The organism is Bacillus sp. TE9106W (assembly GCF_054062215.1).
This window is the reverse complement of sequence record NZ_JBSSFA010000005.1, coordinates 131523-153683: the sequence shown is the minus strand read 5'-3', so window position 1 is coordinate 153683 and position 22161 is coordinate 131523. Positions and strand designations below refer to the sequence as shown.

20 protein-coding genes and 1 riboswitch are annotated in these 22161 nt (G+C 31.7%); of the genes, 17 read left to right on the top strand and 3 right to left on the bottom strand.

Annotated elements, in window-relative coordinates; genetic code table 11:
• Positions 1 to 246: 246 nt before the first annotated feature.
• The 4 genes from ACVWY7_RS12030 to ACVWY7_RS12015 all read left to right on the top strand — a co-directional run bounded on the left by ACVWY7_RS12030 (position 247) and on the right by ACVWY7_RS12015 (position 4503).
• Complete coding sequence (locus ACVWY7_RS12030; RefSeq protein WP_142395556.1) at positions 247 to 2634, top strand: RNaseH domain-containing protein; 2388 nt, start codon at positions 247 to 249, stop codon at positions 2632 to 2634.
• 208 nt (positions 2635 to 2842) lie between these two features.
• Positions 2843 to 3616: a DUF3959 family protein gene (locus ACVWY7_RS12025; protein WP_105989528.1), complete on the top strand. Its 774-nt coding sequence runs from the start codon at positions 2843 to 2845 to the stop codon at positions 3614 to 3616.
• 126 nt (positions 3617 to 3742) lie between these two features.
• A complete protein-coding gene (locus ACVWY7_RS12020) occupies positions 3743 to 4159 on the top strand; it encodes a DUF3995 domain-containing protein (protein ID WP_073523824.1) in 417 nt (138 codons plus the stop codon).
• A gap of 140 nt (positions 4160 to 4299) precedes the next feature.
• Positions 4300 to 4503, top strand: a complete 204-nt coding sequence (locus tag ACVWY7_RS12015; RefSeq protein ID WP_000878365.1) for a hypothetical protein — start codon at positions 4300 to 4302, stop codon at positions 4501 to 4503.
• A gap of 298 nt (positions 4504 to 4801) precedes the next feature.
• Here ACVWY7_RS12015 and ACVWY7_RS12010 read toward each other — a convergent pair whose 3' ends face one another.
• Complete coding sequence (locus tag ACVWY7_RS12010) at positions 4802 to 5014, bottom strand: hypothetical protein (RefSeq protein ID WP_062921367.1); 213 nt, start codon at positions 5012 to 5014, stop codon at positions 4802 to 4804.
• 295 nt (positions 5015 to 5309) lie between these two features.
• Here ACVWY7_RS12010 and ACVWY7_RS12005 point away from each other — a divergent pair, with 295 nt between their 5' ends.
• The 6 genes from ACVWY7_RS12005 (at position 5310) to ACVWY7_RS11980 (ending at position 10661) form a co-directional block, all read left to right on the top strand.
• Positions 5310 to 6314 (top strand): DUF1835 domain-containing protein, encoded by a 1005-nt coding sequence (locus ACVWY7_RS12005; protein ID WP_105989527.1) that lies wholly within the window; start codon positions 5310 to 5312, stop codon positions 6312 to 6314.
• Between the two features lie 147 nt (positions 6315 to 6461).
• On the top strand, positions 6462 to 6866 hold the full coding sequence (locus ACVWY7_RS12000) for a hypothetical protein (RefSeq protein ID WP_000282684.1): 405 nt from the start codon (positions 6462 to 6464) through the stop codon (positions 6864 to 6866).
• A gap of 159 nt (positions 6867 to 7025) precedes the next feature.
• The gene (cypA, locus tag ACVWY7_RS11995) at positions 7026 to 8261 is read left to right on the top strand and encodes a cytochrome P450 (RefSeq protein WP_001240954.1); all 1236 of its coding nucleotides are present in this window, start codon (positions 7026 to 7028) and stop codon (positions 8259 to 8261) included.
• Between the two features lie 268 nt (positions 8262 to 8529).
• A complete protein-coding gene (locus ACVWY7_RS11990; protein ID WP_000026601.1) occupies positions 8530 to 9813 on the top strand; it encodes an MFS transporter in 1284 nt (427 codons plus the stop codon).
• Entirely contained in the window at positions 9803 to 10435 is a 633-nt protein-coding gene (locus tag ACVWY7_RS11985) for a Vat family streptogramin A O-acetyltransferase (protein ID WP_105989526.1), read from the top strand. Before ACVWY7_RS11990 ends, ACVWY7_RS11985 begins: the two co-directional genes overlap by 11 nt.
• 70 nt (positions 10436 to 10505) lie before the next feature.
• Positions 10506 to 10661 (top strand): DUF1540 domain-containing protein, encoded by a 156-nt coding sequence (locus ACVWY7_RS11980; protein WP_000046091.1) that lies wholly within the window; start codon positions 10506 to 10508, stop codon positions 10659 to 10661.
• 101 nt (positions 10662 to 10762) lie between these two features.
• On the opposite strand, the gene ACVWY7_RS11975 is transcribed toward ACVWY7_RS11980, so the two are convergent.
• A complete protein-coding gene (locus ACVWY7_RS11975) occupies positions 10763 to 11260 on the bottom strand; it encodes a PadR family transcriptional regulator (protein ID WP_000289112.1) in 498 nt (165 codons plus the stop codon).
• A 140-nt stretch (positions 11261 to 11400) separates the two neighbouring features.
• Here ACVWY7_RS11975 and ACVWY7_RS11970 point away from each other — a divergent pair, with 140 nt between their 5' ends.
• The 6 genes from ACVWY7_RS11970 to ACVWY7_RS11945 all read left to right on the top strand — a co-directional run bounded on the left by ACVWY7_RS11970 (position 11401) and on the right by ACVWY7_RS11945 (position 20465).
• Positions 11401 to 12615, top strand: coding sequence for a cytochrome P450 (locus ACVWY7_RS11970; RefSeq protein ID WP_105989525.1), 1215 nt, complete (start codon positions 11401 to 11403; stop codon positions 12613 to 12615).
• A gap of 112 nt (positions 12616 to 12727) precedes the next feature.
• Positions 12728 to 13306, top strand: coding sequence for a cysteine dioxygenase family protein (locus tag ACVWY7_RS11965; RefSeq protein ID WP_105989524.1), 579 nt, complete (start codon positions 12728 to 12730; stop codon positions 13304 to 13306).
• A 177-nt stretch (positions 13307 to 13483) separates the two neighbouring features.
• A complete protein-coding gene (locus tag ACVWY7_RS11960; protein WP_073523811.1) occupies positions 13484 to 14335 on the top strand; it encodes a Cof-type HAD-IIB family hydrolase in 852 nt (283 codons plus the stop codon).
• A 476-nt stretch (positions 14336 to 14811) separates the two neighbouring features.
• Complete coding sequence (locus ACVWY7_RS11955) at positions 14812 to 16599, top strand: ATP-binding protein (protein ID WP_000994075.1); 1788 nt, start codon at positions 14812 to 14814, stop codon at positions 16597 to 16599.
• A gap of 222 nt (positions 16600 to 16821) precedes the next feature.
• On the top strand, positions 16822 to 18948 hold the full coding sequence (locus ACVWY7_RS11950) for a peptidoglycan D,D-transpeptidase FtsI family protein (RefSeq protein ID WP_000743757.1): 2127 nt from the start codon (positions 16822 to 16824) through the stop codon (positions 18946 to 18948).
• 338 nt (positions 18949 to 19286) lie between these two features.
• Complete coding sequence (locus ACVWY7_RS11945; RefSeq protein WP_000932136.1) at positions 19287 to 20465, top strand: macrolide family glycosyltransferase; 1179 nt, start codon at positions 19287 to 19289, stop codon at positions 20463 to 20465.
• A 49-nt stretch (positions 20466 to 20514) separates the two neighbouring features.
• Here ACVWY7_RS11945 and ACVWY7_RS11940 read toward each other — a convergent pair whose 3' ends face one another.
• Complete coding sequence (locus tag ACVWY7_RS11940; RefSeq protein WP_105989523.1) at positions 20515 to 21195, bottom strand: aspartate/glutamate racemase family protein; 681 nt, start codon at positions 21193 to 21195, stop codon at positions 20515 to 20517.
• Positions 21196 to 21348: 153 nt separating this feature from the next.
• Positions 21349 to 21463, top strand: a riboswitch (SAM riboswitch).
• Positions 21464 to 21602: 139 nt separating this feature from the next.
• On the opposite strand from ACVWY7_RS11940, the gene ACVWY7_RS11935 reads away from it, so the two are divergent.
• Positions 21603 to 22151 carry an ECF-type riboflavin transporter substrate-binding protein gene (locus ACVWY7_RS11935; protein ID WP_001038222.1) on the top strand — a complete coding sequence of 183 codons (549 nt, stop codon included), beginning with the start codon at positions 21603 to 21605 and terminating at the stop codon, positions 22149 to 22151.
• Positions 22152 to 22161 lie beyond the last annotated feature (10 nt).

Below are 22161 nucleotides of genomic sequence, written 5' to 3'. Positions count from 1 at the left end.
TTGTAAATGATAAATACAATACATTATGTATATTGTATAATTCAAATGTATAGAAACGCATGATTTCGGAGGTGCTGTATATGGTAACTACTTTTAATTTTTAAAAGAGTCGTCTTGATAATGTTTTATTTGAATAAATAGTTTTTACTTTTCTTTTAAATACTTGATTTAAATTGATTAGATTAAGTAATTATTTTTCTAGTTTGTTGATGGTCAAGAAAAATGAAGAAAGGAAGTAATCATTTTATGGGAAAATTAAAGTTGTTAACATTTGAAAATATAGTAGAACCCCTTTTAAACGAAAGAGTATCATTTATATATTTTCCTATTGAATGGCTTGATATTGTAGAGATACACTATAAGACATTTTTATTAACGAGTAAGTTGAAACGATTAAATGAAAGATTATATGATATGTTTTCTGATATATTATTTATTCAGCATAATCCGTATGTATTAAATGAAAATACACCATGGATTGTATCGAAAGAACCTATTAGAAAAGAACAACTCGATTATATTTTTCAAAGTTGGTATGAGATTATTCATGATTGGAAACCTAATAAATTAATAGAATCGCCAAAATATGAATGGCATTACGATTTAATTTCTAATTTAACCGTATTACATGATAAAGAAGTATATTCTAAGTGGGTGCCCGCTTTAATTTCACATATTTTTTGTGAACGTCCTATACAATTAGAAAATATAAACGAAGAAGATATATTTTTTTCTCCCCTTAGAACACAAAATATTTGTGAGGCGATGTCAGAGCCTATTAAAGATGAAAAAACACAAGACTATTTTGCCTACGTATTTCGGTTCGAATATATAACACGCGGAGGAGAGAATATTCCATTATTAAATGTTTCAATTGGAATTCGGAGATTTTATCAAGAATATAATCATCCAGATATTTCTTTGCTTTTGAAACGAAAACGGGGCATGATTTTAATTTCTACTCCGGAATTTGCATCGAATAATAACAAATTACGGTTTGTAAAACTAAAAGTACAACAAGCTACAAACGGTATAAAATGGATTAAGATATTTAGGAATTTAAAAGATGATTTTCATATAGGTGGAGAAGTTGAATTGGAGCATATTCTTCAATATCCGAAAGATTATATGCTAGGAACAAATCTTAGAGTATTGCTTCCATACAATGAGAGAATATATAAAGTTCAAGGTACTAAAATAAAACCAGGTATAAAAGTAAAGGAAAGAGAGTATCTATTTAAAGCGTTTCAGCAAAAATTCGCTTATTTCACATTAATACCAGAATGTAAGAAACTAGAAACAAATAATGAAAACGAAATATTCCCTTTAATTGCTCCGAAAGGATTAGAGACTATAACGTTAGAAATATGGTCTGAAAAAATATCGTTGGAAGTAGAACAAGCGTTATTTGAAAGTGAAATGGTGTTAGCTCAAATCAGTGAGTCATCATATGTATTACATGCAGATTCTCCAGTATTGTTAAAAATAGTAAGATGTAATATTGAAAAAGTATTGCAAAATCCATATAAGATGCAATATTGCCAGAAGTATAAAACGAATTTAGTAGAGGATGTTATGAAAGCGGTTTATGCTACTGCAGGTAAGCGCAATGATGCGACATTGGCGTTAATTGCAATGAAAAATTATGATGGACGTGAAAAAATTGATCCAAAGCAAATTGTTAGAGAAGGATTTGCACGAACAAACCGTATTTCAGCATTTATTAATTTATTTATAGGCCAAAGTGTATCTCGTAAAACGATTATAAATGGTATTTTTAGTTTATTAGAACAAAGAGGATTTTTAAAACGTAGTTGGAATAAGATAAATTTACCTTGTACATATGTTAATTTATCAATTGAACGAATCTCGAAATTTGATTTCTTACCCATTTTTTCACAAATAAAAGGAAAAGAAATTTCATATAAATTATATGGGAATACAGAGTGGCAAACGATTGATTATTTATTGTTAAATGTAAATAAACATAATGCCTTTTTACCACAGCCTTCAAAAAGAAATGATATGGGTATTCAATTTAAACAATTTGTTTCTGAAACATTAACGGAAGTTTTACAACATGCAAAAGAACAAAATGAGCAAGTATACTTCATAATAGATGCGAATGTAAGAAAACATTGGATAAAAGAGTTACAAAATGAAAAAATTGATATAGATACTTTCCCTGACATTGTTCCAGATGTGCTAAAGGTTCCAAACTTAAATGCTGTAAGAATAAATGCATCTTTTGATGTGCCAAAATACGGTGTGATAGAATGTGATGATGTACTGGATAGTACAAGTTTATATATAGATCAAAAAGGAATGTATTATAGCACTGGTGAGCATTCGTCTAATGGTAGTGAAACCTTACATCGATATATACTTGAAATATTCCCGCTAGGTGTAAAAGCTGTTGAAAGGAACTATATTGCCAAAATGGTACATTACATGTGCTGTAATTCAAGTATGCTTTTGGAAAAGAATATACACATGCCATATCCCATGCATATGGCGAAAGTAATAAAGAGCTATATGACGGATATAGATGCAAGAGAGTTTAAAGAGTTTGATGATGAATTGGATGTAGATATTATAAAAATAGAAAAGAAAGATTCGATTATTCGGATTTAAATAATAGTAGACAAATCCTGTTCATTATATAGGTCAGGATTTGTCATTTTTTCATGTAAATAAGGATATCTTTTGTCATGTATCTTTTCTTTTACATATTTACTTTATTTCCATACAGGATTAAGATGTTTTTTAGAAATAAAAAACTACATCATACGGAAAAGCTATATGAATTGATTCAAAAGAAATTTGAAAGGAATGAGGAATTGTGAAGAAATTAGATGTGCTATTAATGCTATTGAGCGGCCTCTTTCCAGTTGCAGGAATTTTAAAGCGAATCCCACTAGAACAATCTTTATATATTGGAGGCCTTTTATTTTTTACTAGTTTCGGTAGTTATTTTGCGAAAAAAATATATTCACGTATATGTAGTTGGATAGCGTATGCGCCATTTATTACATTATTGTTAATCATTTGGCATCAAGATATTTCAACTAGTTCAATAATAGCGAATGCGAAAATTGCCGCTTGTATCGCTTTAGTCCCATGTTTATTCCGTTTTCGTACATATGGACTTACTTTCGGTTTATTTGCATTATGGTCCGCTTTACTTTGGGATATGAAAGAAGTACAGTCATTAGTCATACTTGAACGTATGTCTAGCTCAATGACAAGCAATTTCAAATATATCATGCTTTTAGTTGGTGGACTTATATTTGGTGGATTACTTGCAATGTTAATTTACCGCAAAGAGAAAGATGATAATAAAGAAAATATAAATCTATTTAAACAAAAAAAGAAACGTAAAAAATTATCCTTTAAGATTCCACTTCCAAGATTACCGAAATTTAGGATGAAATTATTTAAGTTTGGTGGAAAAGTATCTAAACGAAAAACGCCAGAAAAAATACGTGAGCATAATTACGAAGAATCAGCTCCAGCTGCAACATATGAAATGAAAGAGCAAATACATCAACATAAAGAAGGTACGGCTCAAGGACAAACAAGGATGGAACGTCGTAGAAATAGGTATAATGCATAAGAGATTTTAGTAAACCTTTAATGATTTATCATTAAAGGTTTTTTTGTAATTACATATAGATTGCTAATGAGAAATTTATAGCATAATCTAAAGCTGAGGACTCCAATAAAATAATGGGAGGATAAAATGCTTATTATTATATATATTGCCGTCAGTATATTATTTTTAGTTAGCTTTTTACATGTTTACTGGGCTTTCGGAGGTAAGTGGGCGACAAATAGTGTTATTCCAACTAAAGCTGGAGAAAAGGCGTTTACACCAGGTGCAGGAATGACATTGATCATTGCGTTATTATTAAGTATGGCAGCAATAATTTTATTACAACAAACTAATATTGTTCATTTTGCATTTCCTAATATTATTGTTCAAGTGGCATCCTGGGTGTGTATGATTGTATTTCTCATAAGAGTAATTGGTGAGTTTCATTATTTTGGTATTTTTAAGCAAAAAAAAGATACCCAATTTGCTAGAATGGATACTGTTTTATATATACCACTTTGTGCATTTTTATCTTTATCATTCTTATTAGCAATTATAACTTGAACATAAAATAGTGGCTGTTTTCTTCAAAATAATATAAACGTGAATTGGCAAATGTAAAAGTGAAAAATCTAGGAGTAAATAAAAAGGATGTAAGCGCCTTTTTACCGAATTATAGATTATTATGAAAGGCGGGTGACACTATGAAGTACGTAAAAGTCAGTATGAATGGTGGAAGTGAACACAAATTTTCGATGACTTTAGCTCGGTTTGAAGAACTTATTACAACAGAGAATGGGCTATTAGAAAATAAATTAGTTAGCATTGAAAATGTAATGATTAATCCTACTAATATATCTTCTGTAGTTGAAAAAATCGGTGTACCGGCTAAATTTATGGAAGCTTAAAAATGTGTACATAAAAAACATCCAGGGGGATGTTTTTTTTATATGATAATTGTACAATGGATATTTGAACAAATTTTTTAACGATACCTATGCATGTATGAAGTAGCTAGATATGATATTTAATATATGCACAATAAAATAAGTACAAGCATATATTAAATAGTAGGACAAGATTTTCGTGTCCGAATCAATACTCAGAAAAAACCTCTAATCACATTAGGGCATCCAATAGCAGGGTGCTCTTATTTTTTATGAAAAATGTAGCTCTACAATGGCTTCGTTTCAATTATAGTTTTCTTTAATCTTTAATTTTAAACTTATCTTTTACGTTAATAAAAATTAAGAATAAAATGACAGCAATAATTAAATTAGACAGGTAGAAATTTTGGTGAAACAGTAGTTCAAAGGTAACATCAAGTGTATACAATAAAGCGACAGCAGGTAATATACAAATAAATATAAATCTCCAATTTTTTAAATAATGTTTATAATTAGTAAGTACTTTTTCCATTAATATTGCTCCTGTAGTTTTTATTTTCTATATAATTATACATTTAAATAAAAAGATTTAACAAGTGTTTAAAATTTATTTAACAACTATTGTGATTTTGTGTGATTGATAACGGGGAAGCAAAAAATATTTTAGGTCTATAAGTTGAGGAGGAGATGGAGAAAGATTTCATTAAAAACTTAGATAGCTGCATTAATCAATGTAAGAAATGATTTGACTAAAAAGCTTTTAAAGAACGATGGTAAAATGATACACTATACTCTACGTTATTTTTGAAATGAATAGAGGGATTTACGTGATAGATAAAATTAAAAACGTTGTTGAAGATATGTATGAAGATGAAGCAAAACATTTACTTCAAAGTATTCTAATACAGTTAGATGTATTAGACGGGAATTATAACGAAGATATGATAAAAAATTTAACGAGTATTCCTAAGCAATTGACGAATCATGCGACTCAGGAAAAGAACGCAAGAGAAAGTATACACATTCATATCGCTTTTGATGATTCAACAGCCGGTTGTTTAAAATATATGTTGAAACAGGAAGGGTTACTCGAGGAGAGTGTGGTTTCATTCTCTGAATTCTTTTCAATTGGGCCAATACATCAATTACATACAAATGAAGGTCAATTAGCAAGAAAAGAATGGTTAGTAAACAACTTAACCGCTTATGATAGTTATTTTGAAGATGAGTATTTACCAAGATTTAAGAAAACGGTAGAAGTTCTACATTCAATTCCGCATGAAACACCAATTACCATTTGGAAGGCAAATAACGCGCATGAACATGTAGGCTTAAGTTTTGTAATTGCGCAATTAAAAGATAAGAAAAACATTCGATTTATAAATACGTCTGAAACGAGTAAAGAAATATTAAAACAAGAGTATGATATTCGTGGAACTGGAGAATTAGCGCCTGAAAGTTTAGCCCTAATTCAAAAAAGTTTTGTAGAACTGCCGTATTTAACTGTGGAGAAACGTATGCAGTTTGAACATGAGTGGGATAGTCTATCGAAAAGTACGGAATTTTTAAGAGTTTGGACAGACAATGAAGTGCATTCTGTACAAGAAGATTATTTTGATCAATTTATAATTGAATGTGCGAAAAGAGTAAGTGCTGATAAAGAATTTATTAAAGCTCCTATAGTGATTGGTGAAGCACTTGGTCTTGTGGAACAATTGGTTGGAGATACTTTTTTAGAGTATCGCTTGAAACAATTAATTAAAAAAGAAGTATTTGAATTTGTAGGTTCACTAGAAGAAATGCGCTTTTATAGTGTGAAGTTAAGGAAATAATAAATACATTTTATGTTTAAAAACCTCGTATTTTTAAAAATACGAGGTTTTTAAATTGAAGTTGGGCTATAACATAAGCTTCCTTTAGAGGGCATATCACATATGAATGTTAAAGGTACTAAATGAAAAGAAGGTGATTTGTTAATCATGTATAACCAACAAAATTATCCATATGATCAAGCGATGTATTATAATCCACAAAACTACGGATATGAAGCTACAAATGAAGTGAGAGATGTGGAACAAGAAGATTATAGACCAGATGATGCGGAAGATGCTCCAACGTCACCACCACCGTCACAAGCTCCATCATTACCATCTACATTTGCTTCTCCAGCACAAGCAGGTAATATGAAATCATGGATGTGTAACTGTTTAGGAAGATGGGGATATTTACGTTTACATCGTCCTGGGCCTTTCGGAAGAGACTTATGGTTCTTTCCGACTGAAGTGAGAAGAAACGGAGTATCAGGTTACACTTGGCAAGGTGGTCGTCGTCGTAAAGTAAGTTACCGCTATCAACAAATTAGTAATTTTATGTGCTTTGCATAAAGAAAAGTGAGAGAGTAGAAGTATTTTACTCTCTCACTTTTATATTTTTCAATATATGAAGTAAGATTTTGTGTAAAAATTTACAATTTTCGCGTTTTTATTAGAGTATAATTCATTTGTTGGTTGATTTTCAAAAACAAATGAGAGTGAGGGAATACAATGGCAATGAAAAATAAAGTTGGACTAAGAATAGAGGATGGCATTAATTTAGCTTCAGCTCAGTTTAAAGAAGATGCGTATGAAATCTATAAAGAGTCTAGAAAAGTGCAACCTGTTTTATTTGTGAATAAAACTGAACTAGGGGCGGAATGGCTTATTACAAGATATGAAGATGCTTTGCCGCTTTTAAAAGACAGTCGCCTAAAAAAAGATCCGGCCAATGTATTTTCTCAAGATACATTAAATGTGTTTCTTACTGTTGACAATGGTGACCATTTAACGACGCACATGTTAAATTCAGATCCACCTAACCATAATCGTCTGCGATCACTTGTACAAAAAGTTTTCACACCGAAGATGATCGCACAATTGGAAGGTAGAATTCAGGATATCACAGATGATTTATTAAACGAAGTTGAACGAAAAGGTTCATTAAACCTTGTGGATGATTATTCATTCCCATTACCAATCATTGTAATAAGTGAAATGCTCGGCATTCCAAAAGAAGATCAAGCGAAATTTAGAATTTGGTCTCATGCTGTCATTGCTTACCCAGAAACACCAGAAGAAATAAAAGAAACTGAAAAGCAACTATCTGAGTTTATTACATACCTTCAATATTTAGTTGATATGAAACGAAAAGAGCCGAAAGAAGATTTGGTTAGTGCTTTAATACTTGCAGAAAGTGAAGGACATAAACTTAGCGCTCGAGAACTATATTCAATGATAATGTTATTAATTGTGGCGGGACACGAAACAACGGTAAATTTAATAACAAATACAGTATTAGCGCTTCTTGAAAATCCGAATCAATTACAGTTATTAAAAGAAAATCCAAAATTAATTGATGCAGCTATTGAGGAAGGATTACGATATTATTCTCCTGTTGAGGTAACAACTTCAAGATGGGCAGATGAACCTTTTCAAATTCACGACCAAACAATTGAAAAAGGAGATATGGTCGTCATTGCATTAGCTTCTGCAAACCGTGATGAAACAGTATTTGAGAATCCGGAAGTATTCGATATTACTCGCGAGAACAATCGTCACATTGCCTTTGGTCATGGTAGCCATTTCTGCCTAGGCGCTCCACTTGCTAGGTTGGAAGCAAAAATTGCTATTACTACTTTGTTTGAGAGAATGCCTGAACTACAAATAAAAGGGAATCGTGAAGACATTAAATGGCAAGGTAATTATTTAATGCGTTCTTTAGAGGAATTACCATTAACATTCTAGAATATTTATTGTAAGACATGCATACATAGAAAATGATTTACATAGAGTATGTATGTGTTATTTAAATTCGAAACGGAAGGGTGAAAACATCCCAATGATCAACTAATTCTATTTGTAAGAGATCTTCGTTAAAAAACGAAATATTCTTCTGAATAGGATTAGTCTGTACATTTATAGAAAAGGGATGTATTTCGCTCTGCGAAAAATATAGTCTTTTCATATGATTTGTGCTGCCTCCTGTTCAGAACATGAAATAGGAGGCTTTTTTATGTCGATAAATGTAGAAATGAAACAAGATAATGGGGTATCACAAGTATTAAAAAACAGGTTTGTACAAGGAATTTTAGCATCAGCATTATTTTTACAAATTGGAATATGGGTTCGGAACTTTGCGGTATTACTATACGTAATGGAAATGACAAAAGGTGATGCTTTTGCTATCTCGATGATTTCAGTTGCGGAGTTTGCTCCAATTTTCATCTTTTCCTTTATTGGTGGAACGTTTGCCGATAGGTGGAAGCCGAAGAAGACAATGATATGGTGTGAAACGTTAAGTTCTATTTCAGTATTTGCTGTATTAATTACTCTTATGTTTGGAACGTGGAAAATCGTATTTTTTGTAACACTTATTTCTGCAATCCTTTCGCAGTTTTCTCAACCATCTGGAATGAAATTATTTAAACAACATTTATCGGCAGAACAAATTCAATTAGCAATGTCTATTTATCAAACAATATTTGCGATATTTATGGTTTTAGGACCGATTCTTGGAACATTTATTTTTCATAGTTTTGGAATTTATATTTCAATTATTATTACAGGTATCGCTTTTTTACTTGCAGCAGCTGTGTTGTTATTTCTTCCGAAAGATCGTGAGAATGATAATGAGAAGAAAGAAATTACGCTATTACAGGAAATGGTGGATGGTATTAAGTATGTCAAAAAGAAAAAAGCATTAACTTTGCTAGGGCTTTGCTTTATGGCAGCAGGACTAGGGATAGGTTTAATTCAGCCATTAGGCATATTTATCGTAACTGAGCAGTTAGGACTGTCAAAAGAGAGTTTACAATGGTTACTAACAGTCAATGGTGCAGGAATGATTGTTGGCGGTGCTTTAGCGATGGTATTTGCAAAAAACGTTGCGCCGCAAAAGATGTTAATTATCGGTATGCTCGGTCAGGCGATTGGCATTGGTATTATAGGTTATTCGACAAATTTATGGATAACACTCACAGCACAACTTTTTAGTGGGTTAGCTCTTCCCTGTATCCAAATAGGTATTAATACGCTCATTATTCAAAATAGCGATACAGATTTTATTGGTCGTGTAAATGGCATTTTAAGTCCACTATTCACCGGTTCAATGGTAGTAACGATGAGTATTGCTGGCTCATTAAAGGAGATGTTTTCATTAAGTATGATGTATGAAGGAACGGCTTTCCTATTTATAATTGGTTTATTGTTTATTTTACCTATATACAATTTAAAGCCAACGATAGCAATAGAAAGTGAAATAAGTGGTAAAGGAAGTGCTATACAAAATGAATCCTAATCCCAATGTTAAGTATCCTATTGAAGGAAATGAAAATGTCCAATTTATAAAAAATACAATAACAAAAGCTAATATACTCGTTGGAGACTATTCATATTATGATGCGAAAGATGGAGAAACATTTGAGGATCGCGTATTACATCATTATGAATTTCTTGGAGATCGCCTTTTTATTGGAAAGTTTTGTTGTATTGCAAATGGAGTTACCTTTATAATGAACGGAGCGAATCATCGGATGGATGGATTTTCGGCATATCCATTTAACATATTTGGAAATGGGTGGGAGAAGTATACACCTAATTTGTCTGATTTACCTTACAAAGGTGATACAGTTATAGGAAATGACGTTTGGATCGGTATGGATGCAACGATTATGCCTGGAATAAAAATAGGGGATGGTGCAATAATAGCAGCTAAATCTGTTGTGACGAGAGACGTCGCACCATATACAATTGTTGGCGGAAACCCTGCACATAAAATAAGGGAGAGATTTTCAAATGCGATAATAGAAGAATTATTGCAAATTCAATGGTGGCATTTTCATATTGAAAAAATAACTGAAAATATAGGTGCTATTGTACAAGGAGATATAGAGCCATTAAGAAAGCTAAAAAGGGAATAAAAAATGCATAACAAAGAGTATCATACCTCCGAATTTTGTTAATGATAATAGAACAAGGAGGTGTGATACTATGGCACAAGACGTTTTATGTGAAGTAAACAACTGTAAATTTTGGGCTAACGGCAATAAATGTAGCGCAGACGCAATTTATGTAGTAAGTCATAAAGGAAAACAAGCATCGACTACAGAAGAAACAGATTGCAAAACTTTTGATCCAGAAGTATAAATTTTTGAAGGGTAACCAAATCGTGGTTGCCCTTTTATTAATTATAGTATTGATAATAAATCTCATTTTCATTCATTGTTTTTAACTTTTCTTTTATTTTTTCATACTTTCTTCATAAGTGATGTAATCCAGAGCAATTCATGTTCGATACGTGATTTACTAAATTCAATGACTTCTGTAATAAAAGGTGAGTTAGTATCTAGAGATTGAATAGCGGTAAGTTGTTTATGTAGTATGTCTTGGCGTATTGTTAAAACTTCTTTTCTAGCTTCATAATCAAGCTTTTCAAAAAGCGCGATACGAACAAGAAATTCTATATTGTTTGTCGCGAGTTTTTCGGGAAACTCGCGCAACATTTCAGAAAAGATTTCTTCTCCTGTTTCAGTTATGTCGTACATATTTCGATTTGGCTTACCGACTTGTGTATGTACTTTTTTCGTTATAGCCCCCATATTCTCAAAACGTCGAAGAGAAGGATAAAGCATATTATGATTTAATTCAAAATTCTCTCCTAACCGATTTTGAATATTTTTCTTTATTTCATACCCATATTTTGGCCCTGACGTCAATTCTGCGAGCAATAAAATATCAACATACATAAAAATCCCCCTTATTTATTTCTCAAGTTCTCCTACGAAAAATCCCCTTTAGTATATGTTAAAATAACATATGTTAGATTATACAACTTTGAACTACCGACCTATCACTTTTATTGTAAAAGAAAAGGGAGGAAAGGACTATGGCTTCGCCTGAAAATGTGATTTTAGTTCATGAAATTTCAAAGCTGAAAACGAAAGAAGAATTGTGGAATCCGTATGAGTGGTATCAATTTATGAGGGATAATCACCCAGTACATTATGATGATGAGCAAGATGTTTGGAATGTTTTTTTATATGATGATGTAAATCGAGTCTTATCGGATTATAGCTTATTTTCAAGTAGAAGGGAACGAAGACAATTTGCAATCCCACCTTTAGAAACTAGGATAAATATTAACTCTACTGATCCACCAGAACATCGCAACGTACGTTCTATCGTTTCTAAAGCATTTACTCCAAGAAGTTTAGAACAATGGAAACCCCGAATACAGTCTATCGCAAATGAACTTGTAAAAGATATTGAAAAGTGTAGTGAAGTTGATATCGTTGAACAGTTTGCTGCTCCTTTACCTGTTACCGTCATATCCGATTTATTAGGAGTGCCAACAACTGACCGTAAAAAGATTAAAGCATGGTCTGATATTCTATTTATGCCGTATAGTAAAGAAAAGTTTAATGATCTGGATGCAGAAAAGGGGATAGCACTAAATGAATTTAAAGCATATCTTCTACCGATCGTTCAGGAAAAGAGATATCATTTAACCGATGATATTATCTCTGATTTAATACGAGCTGAATATGAAGGTGAAAGATTAACTGATGAAGAAATTGTGACTTTTTCTTTAGGCTTATTAGCCGCGGGTAATGAAACAACTACAAATTTAATCATTAATAGTTTTTACTGCTTTTTAGTGGACTCACCTGCAACATATAAAGAAGTAAGAGAAAAACCTAAATTAATTTCGAAAGCGGTTGAGGAAGTATTACGCTATCGCTTTCCGATTACATTAGCTAGGAGAATTACAAAGGACACCAATATATTTGGACCTTTAATGAAAAAGGATCAGATGGTTGTTGCGTGGGTTAGTGCAGCAAATTTAGATGAGAAAAAGTTTTCACAAGCATCTAAGTTTAATATACACCGAATAGGAAACGAAAAGCATTTAACCTTTGGTAAGGGCCCTCACTTTTGCTTAGGGGCACCACTTGCGCGTTTAGAAGCTGAGATTGCATTAACTACCTTTATAAATGCTTTTGAAAAGATAGCATTATCTCCATCATTCAATATAGAACAATGTATATTGGAAAATGAACAAACTTTAAAATTCTTACCTATCCGCTTAAAAGCTCAATAAACTGTTCAGCAAGGTGCAAATTTACTGTACCTTGTTTTTTATTTCTCAATTGTAAAATTTTAGTTAGTTATTTAGTATGGAAGTGTGTGAATAGGAGTAGAGGAGGATGCTTATGTTAACATGTAATGGAAGTAAGACGTTCCAAACGTTTATTAAAGATGTAACGGATTTAGTAAATAGCAATTTATTAGAAGGTCAAATTGTTTGTAGGATTGAAAAATTATTAGAAAAACTTTTAGAAAAGAAAACATGGCTTCCGTTAGAAAAACAGAAGGCGAATTCAGCTCAATATGCACGACACTTGCTATATGAAGATCCTTTAAATCGTTTTGAAGTATTAGCTCTTGTATGGAAAGATGGACAATCGACTCCTTTACATGATCATGATGGCACATGGGGAGTAGAAGGCGTATTTACAGGAAGAATAATGGTGCAGAACTTTATACAAACGAAGCAGCTTGAAAATTCACTTGTTTATTTAACTCATACAGGAAATCTTTATTTGGGAGAAGGAGAAACAGATAAAGTCATTCCACCAGCTGATTGTCATATTCTTGAAATAGCAGAAAATGAAAGCGTTGTCACTATTCATATTTATGGAAAACGTTTAGAAAAGTTTAAAATATATGCCCCAACTGAAGAAAAGAATGTGTACATGTGTGAGACGAAATATATTAGTTATAGTTCATAGTTTAAAATCAGAAGCTTTTCTTTAAAAAGAAAAGCTTCTGATTTTATTTTTAATTATTTCTTGACCTGAAACGCTTTTCATAAATTATAAATAAGGAGTACTTCACGAAATCAGTATGAAAACGATACCTTTCGTTTAATATAAATTCGTGTATATATAGAAAGTGGTGAAGAAATAATGAAATTAATCGCAATTGATTTAGATGGAACCCTTCTTTCGGGGAATAAAATGATTAGTAAAGAGAATGCAGAAGCGATTCGAAAATGCCAGGAAGCGGGCCATGTTGTGGCAATTTGTACAGGACGTTCTATAGTCGACATTGAACGATTGTTGCTAGAAGTGAATTTAGAGTGTCCAATTATTGCTGAAAATGGTGCGCTTATATATAAAGATAAAAAAATGATGAAACGATATCCAATTCAAAATATGCAAGCACTTGAGATTGTGAATTATCTTGAAGAGAATGGTTTATATTATCAGCTTTATACTGATAAAGGTGTGTACGTACCAGATTATGGAGTAGAGAGTGTACGTAATGAAATAGAATATGTGAAGAATTCAAAAGAAAATTTCGACTTGAAAGAATTAGAAACGATTGCAGCATTATACCTTGAACATACAGCATTTCTTAGTGCAGAAAGTTGTAAACCAATTGTAGAAACTGATATACACGTGCATAAGCTTTTACCATTTTCTTATGACATAGAAAAATTAAAAAAGTTAAAAGAAACGTTTCTGCATAATACGGATTTAGCAATTACATCTTCATATTGGCATAATTTAGAGATTAATCATCGAGATGCTCAAAAAGGAAATGGATTATATACTTTAGCAGAACATCTAAATATTCCAGTTAAAAATACTGTAGCAATAGGTGATGGGCTGAACGATGTATCTATGATGGAAAAAGCAAATATATCAATTGCAATGGGAAATGCAGTTGAAGAAATAAAAGCGATGTGTCAATACGAAACATTGACTAATGAAGAACACGGTGTCGCACATGCTTTATATAAATATGTAATGTAATATAAAAAGAAAAAAAGAATCTAAATAGATTCTTTTTTTCTTTTTATTAGGGGTAAGGTATTCTATGAGATTCATAGAAGCCTTATTACATTTTATTATATAGAATATATTGGAATAAATGTTTAAATTTTTCATACTAATTGTGAAAATTTTATGAACTTTATATTTAATGTATTTTTATACTGCTACTAGTGCGTATGAATCCATGTCAAAACTTAACGAATGAAAGGACGTTAAGGAGAGTTTTTGCAACAAAGAAGATCATGATTGGATCGGATAATAGTCAATCGGAGATGAATAAAACTTACTAATTAGAGTTTCAAATTGGACGGATATTCTTTTCTGATTTTAATTGAAAAATAAAATTTATTCGAATAATTATTCTTCAGCTATATACCTATAGGCACATTCTTCGTATAATGGAGAAGTATGAATTTTAAATTTGTATGAATTTTACATATTGAGGTGAAAAAGGAATGAATGCGCGGCTAATGGAACTTATTGATGTGAGTACAATAGAAACCATGGCAGAACAATTTTATCAATTAACCAACATATCACATCAACTTCTTGATGCTGAAAAAGAATGTATATTTTCATTTGGAATAAATGAAAAGAAAATATGTAAACTTCCCAAAATTGAAATCCCCATTTTTTTATACAATCAATATTTAGGATCTTTTGTTGTATGGTCTCAGAAAAGCGAAATTTTCAATTGCCAAAAATACTTTGAAATGCTTTCAAATCTAATTATAGATGGAGCAATGAAATGCTTTCAAAGTAAAAATACAACATTACTTACTCGAAAAGAGGAGGAACTACATACAATCCTACAAAACATGCCTGTTATGGTTGATGCGCTTGATTATAATGGAGACTTTGTTTTGTGGAATCGCGAATGTGAAATTGTAACGGGATATACTGCGGAAGAGGTAATTGGAAATCCAGACGCACTTCAATTACTGTATCCTGATCATAATTATCGTCATGAGATACAAAAGAAATTTTTGACTCGTGGAAAGAATTTTAGAGATTGGGAAATGCGCTTAACATGTAAAAATGGTGAAATTAAAACGATAATGTGGTCCAATATATCAGAACAGTTTCCTGTAAGTGGATTTAGCTATTGGGCTGTTGGTGTAGATATTACACATTTAAAAGCAATAGAAGAGAAATTAAAACAACAAACGTCTGAATTGGAATTAATTTTTCAAGCTTTACCAGATTTATGTTTCTTAACAGAAGATGATGGAACAATTATTGATTATAAAGCAGGATCCCCCACAAAATTTTACGTACCCGCAGAAGCTTTTATGGGAAAAAAGTTTTACGAAGTATTACCATCTTCAGTAGCACAAAAACTTCAAGAAGCAATTTGTCAAGTAAAAGAAAAAGGAACAAATGTAATTGTTGAATATCCACTTACAATTAATGAAAGTATCGATTTCTTTGAAGCTAGATGTTTACCTTTATTGCATGATAAAATTATGATTATTGTACGGGATATTACAGAGCGAAAAAAGACAGAAGAATTGCTAAATAAATCAGATACACTTGCAGCAATCGGTCAATTAGCAGCTGGTGTAGCTCACGAAGTTAGGAATCCATTAACAGTCATTAAAGGGTTTATACAGTTATTCCAAATTAATAAAGAAGATCAAGAAAAATATTTTGATCTAATGCTTTCTGAAATTGAAAGAATAGAAGCGATTCTTCAAGAGTTTTTGTCGATTGCTAAAACAGACGAAATAAGTACCGAAAAGAAAAATATTTATCAAATATTTAAAAATGTCGTCTCATTAATAAATACAAAAGCAATTATGACAAATATTCAAGTTGAATTATATACAGATTCCAAAGATATAATCATTGAATGCTCAGAAAATCAACTGAAACAAGTATTTATTAACATTTTGCAAAATTCGATCGAAGCTATGCCAGATGGTGGAAGAATTTCAATTCACATAAAAGAAATAGGTAAAGATGGTATCATTATTAGTGTAATTGATAAAGGAATAGGAATACCCGAAGAAAGAATTAAAAGATTAGGTGAACCGTTCTATAGTACGAAAGAAAAAGGTACCGGTATTGGATTGATGTTAAGTTATAAAATTATTGAAAGTCATCAAGGGAATATAAGTATTATGAGTGAGGTTGGTGTCGGGACAACAGTAACGATTTACTTGCCAAAAATTCAGCGTAAAAAGCCTTTATCAAATTATGGTGATAGATTAGAATCAATACGTTCAATTATTAACTCTTAAATTATTAAATACCCAATAACGAAAAGTTAAGCTTTTCGTTATTGGGTATTTTTGTATTTAATTTAGAAAACTTTACCTTTTCTTTAGATTTGCTTTAATTTCTATTAAGTTTTTATCAATATATTAGTATTTGTGCAAGGTAATGTATAGAAAATGTGCATTACTTTTAATATATAGATTCAATTATTAATAGAAATACAGTGAGGAGGAGATTATGACAAGGTGAAAAAACAAGAGAAAAAAAGTGGTAGAGCAGTAACAATGCGGTTAAACATTCTATTTTTTTGTGTATTTATATTATTTTCTGCCATGATCATACAATTAGGTAAAGTACAAATTATCGATGGTGAGACGTATAAAAATGAAGTAGAGAAGAGAGAAAATGCAACGGTAAGCCTTTCTGTCCCGCGTGGAAAAATATTTGATCGAGAAGGGAATCCAGTAGTTGATAATAAGTCTTTACGTACAATTACATATACAAAGATGAAAGGTGTAAAATCAGAAGAAATATTAAAAACAGCAAAACAACTTGCAGACATAATTGAAATACCACAAGAAGATATAGATAAACTAACTGAGACGGATAAGAAAGATTTTTGGATGCAATTAAATCCGACACTAACCGAAAAATTAGTATCTAAAAAAGAAATAAATAAGTTCAGAGATAAAGATATTACCGGGAAAAATTTAGATAAAAAAATTGAAGAGTTAAAAAGAAAACGAGTTACGGATAAAAATCTTCAGGATTTAACAGATAAAGATATAAAAGTGTTAGCTATTAAAAGTAAAATGACTTCTGGTTATCAAATGGCTCCACAAATTATTAAAAAAGACGTTAGTGAAAAGGAATTTACTATAATTAGTGAAGGTTTAGCAAATCTCCCAGGTGTAGACGTGTCGGTTGATTGGGAGAGAGTGTATGTGAATGATGGATTATTCCGATCCGTTCTTGGAAATGTTTCTAATTCTGATGAAGGATTACCAAGTGAACGATTAGATTATTACTTAGTACGTGATTATAGCCGAAATGATAGGGTTGGAAAAAGTTATATCGAGCAGCAATATGAAGATGTACTTCATGGTACAAAAAAAGAAGTAAGAAGCGTTGCAGATAAACAAGGTACTACAATTAGAACGGAAACAATTTCGGAGGGAAAGAGCGGTAAGAACTTAACTTTAACAATAGATATGGAATTACAGAAAAAAGTAGAAGAAAGTATAGAAAAAATATTAAAGGCATATAAAGGATCAGAATCCATGTTGGACCGTGCTTTCGTTGTAATGATGAATCCGAAAAACGGACAAGTATTATCAATGGCTGGGAAAAGACTTGTAGAAAAAGACGGGAGAACAGAAGTTGAAGACTATGCATTAGGCACGATGACTAGTTCATATGAGCTGGGATCAACAGTTAAAGGTGCGACAGTTTTAACTGGATTTGAAACGAAAGCTATAACACCAGGTACTTATTTTTATGATGCACCTATGAAGTTTAAAGGTACTAGGGAGAAGAAGTCTTGGAAAGAGTTTGGAAATATTGATGATTTAAGAGCGTTACAAGTCTCTTCAAACGTTTATATGTTTCATACAGCATTAAAGATTGCAGGTGTGGATTATGTGAAAAATAGTTCATTAAATATAAAACAGGAATACTTTGATAAAATGAGGTACTATTTCAGACAATTCGGATTAGGTGTTCCAACGGGGATTGATTTACCGAATGAAACAGCTGGACAAATTGGTAAAAAAGACAATCAACCTGGTTTCTTATTAGATTACTCAATTGGCCAGTATGACACGTATACACCACTTCAGCTTGTACAGTATATTTCAACAATTGCAAATGGTGGATATCGAATGAAGCCACAAATTGTACAAGAGGTAAGAGAGCAAACGTCGCAAAAAGATGAGATTGGTAAAGTTGTGCATGCAGTAGAACCAATTGTTTTAAATAAAATAGATATGAAAGAGGAATATATAAATCAAGTAAAAGAAGGATTTAGAAGGGTATTCCAAGAAGGGGATGGAACAGGAGTAAGGGCGTTCCAAAAAGCATCTTATAAACCAGCAGGTAAAACAGGAACAGCACAGACAGTTTACGGTGGAGAAAGTGATATTGGAAGAAATGAAAAGGGTGAGAGAAGAGAATGTTATAACTTAACGCTAGCAGGGTATGCGCCATATGATAATCCAGAAGTAGCGTTTTCCGTAGTTGTGCCGTGGGTTATGAATGATAAATCTGGTATTAACTCTGATATTGGAAAAGAAGTTTTAGATGCTTATTTTGAATTGAAAAATAAGCGATTGACTGGAGAGACTGTAAAAATAGATAGCTCTAAAGAAGATTAAAACATATGAAATGTTATAAAAACTAGAGTCGTCTTATTTAGGAATGGATTCAATATGGGTGATAAAGAGGGATAAAATCATTCTATCAATTATTCACGTTTTATAAAATAAATCATATATTGATAGCATAGGACAAGCTGAAAAGCTTATTCTAACCTCACAGAACACTCCTTATCACGGTTAGGCATCTACTTATGTAGATGCCTTTTTTAATTAAATAACTGATAATTATTTATCAATCTAAAGTAGCAAGTATATTAGGACTATTAGGGGAAGATTGACGGTAATCATTACAGTATGATTAATAAGAGTTTTGAAATGTAAGGAGTGAGAAAGAAATGCTAAATATTTTAATGGTTAATTTTCCAGCAGAGGGACATGTAAATCCGACATTAAGTTTAGTCAAAGCCTTTACTGAACGGGGGGATCACGTACACTATATTACAACAGAACACTTTAAAGGCAGAATTGAAGATTTGGGAGCTACTGTATATACCCATCCAGATTTATTAAAGGATATTTCTATTGATACTGAAACTTCATATGGATTGAACTCTTTCTTTCATGTACATGTTCAAACTTCTTTATATATATTAGAAATTACGAAACAATTATGTGAAAGCATTAATTTTGATTTCGTAATTTATGATATATTTGGTGCTGGAGAGTTAGTAAAGGAGTATTTACAAATTCCAGGCATAGTTTCTTCTCCTATATTTTTAATTCCTACTGAATTTTTGGAGACTTTACCTTTTCATCCTAATGCAGAAATACCATTCCAACCTGATGAAATTTCTGAACAGTTACTATATCGAATGGAACATGAATTTGGAGTAAAGCCTAAAAACAATCTTCAATTTATGCATAACAAGGGAGATATTACTCTTGTGTACACAAGTCGTTACTTCCAACCTAATAGCGATTTGTTTGGAGAAAATAACATTTTTATTGGACCAAGTATTTCAAAGCGTAAAACAAATGTAGAGTTTCCACTTGAATTGCTTAAAGGTAAGAAAGTTATTTATATTTCAATGGGGACACTGCTTGAAGGACTTGAACCATTCTTTAATACTTGTATTGATACTTTCTCAGATTTTAAAGGGGTAGTTGTAATGGCAATTGGTGATAGAAATGATCGTTCTAAAATTAAGAAAGCGCCAGACAATTTTATAATTGCTTCATACGTACCCCAATCAGAAATATTAAGTGAAGCAGATGTTTTTATTACACATGGCGGCATGAACAGTGTACACGACGCTATTTATTTTAATGTCCCATTTGTCATCATTCCACATGATAAAGATCAACCGATGATAGCACAAAGATTAACTGAGCTTGAAGCCGCACATAGGTTATTGAAAGAGCATGTTAATGTACAAACTTTAAAAGAAGCGGTAACAGACGTTCTTTCAAATAAAAAGTATAGGCATGGTATACGAAAACTAAAAGATAGCTTTTTAGAATGTGGTGGTGCAAAAGAAGCAATCTCAGTTATTAAATCTCTGTTAAATAAATAGTGTAAATCATATAAAAGCATAGAGGCTCAACCTTTATGCTTTTATATGATTATCCTGCAAACTGCACAGCAGTATTTGCATGTAAAAAAGCAGTATCAAACACAGGAACAGTAAGATCGTTTTTGGAAATAAGCAGTGGTATTTCGGTGCAGCCTAGTAGTATACCTTCTGCGCCATTTTGAATTAATGATTTTGTAATTTGTAATAGCTTTTCTTTTGATGTTTCTGAAATAATCCCTTTACTTAATTCATTTAAAATTACATGATGAATAAAATTTCTGTCCTCTTCATTTGGGATGATTGTCTCAATGTTATAGTTTGCTAGTCGTGATTTATAGAAGTTTTGTTCCATCGTTTGTTTCGTACCCAATAGTCCGATACGCTTAATATTCTGTTCTACCATTTCTTTAGCACTTACATCACCAATATGAAGAAGCGGGATGGATATTGCACTTTCTACCTCTTCAGCAAATAAATGGACAGTATTAGAACACATTAATAAACAGTCAGCTCCAGATTTTTCAACTTTTTTTGCAACTGTGACTAATGCATTTTTCACTTCTTCATATTGATGATTTTGTAATAAAGTAGTTACTTCACCAAAGTCCATGCTATATAAAACAAGCTTTGCATTTTGATCATATTGAGAGAGTGTAAGTGTATTAATATGTTTATAATATAATGATGTAGATTCCCAACTTAGTCCGCCAATTAAACCAATTACTTTCATCGTACATGCCTCCCGTAACTATTTTAAATTTATTATTTCACAATGCCGATAAGAATACAATGATTTAAATGTACCGTTGAACAAAAAATAAAAATAATTAGAAAAGTGTTGAAATTTATACTTCTTAATGCCATAATACGAATTACAAATTAATACTTATCCAGAGAGGTGGAGGGAACGGCCCTATGAAACCTCAGCAACCCCTATGTAAATTATAGGAAGGTGCTAATTCCGCAGAGAACACGATGTGTTTTTTGGAAGATAAGAGGATTCTTGAACGTGAAAGAAAATGACCTCTTATGTAAGAGGTCATTTTTTGTTGTATAGAAAGGGAGTGTCGATGCATAATTCATTTTCAAAATAAATATAGAGTAATAAAAGTTGACTATTAAGAGAGGGGAATTATAATGAACAAATTATCAACAAAATTAGTAGTAGCAATCGGAATTGGATCAGCATTATACGGGATATTAGGACTTTGGGGATTTTCTATTGCACCAAATACATTTATTAAACCTGCATTAGCTATTTTAACTGTTTTTGGAGCTTTATTTGGTCCAGTAGCAGGGCTGTTAATAGGACTTATTGGTCATACCGTTACAGATACAATCGCCGGCTGGGGTATTTGGTGGGGATGGGTTATTAGTTCAGGCATTATTGGCTTTGCGATGGGGTTCATTCAAAAAAGAGTTGGCTTTAGTGTGAAAAACGGGACATATAATAAGGGAGATATTTCTTATTTAGCCATTACTGGCTTAATTGGAATTGTCATTGCTATTATATTTGCTGGGGCATTCGATATTATTGTAATGGGAGAACCGTTTGACAAAATTGTTATACAAGTATTAGGAGCAACAATTGCTGACGTTATTGTATTTTTAGTTCTTGGATTGCCAATTACAATAGGCCTAGCTAAATCGAATAAGAAACATACACATTTAAAAATTGAAAAGTAGGGATATTAAA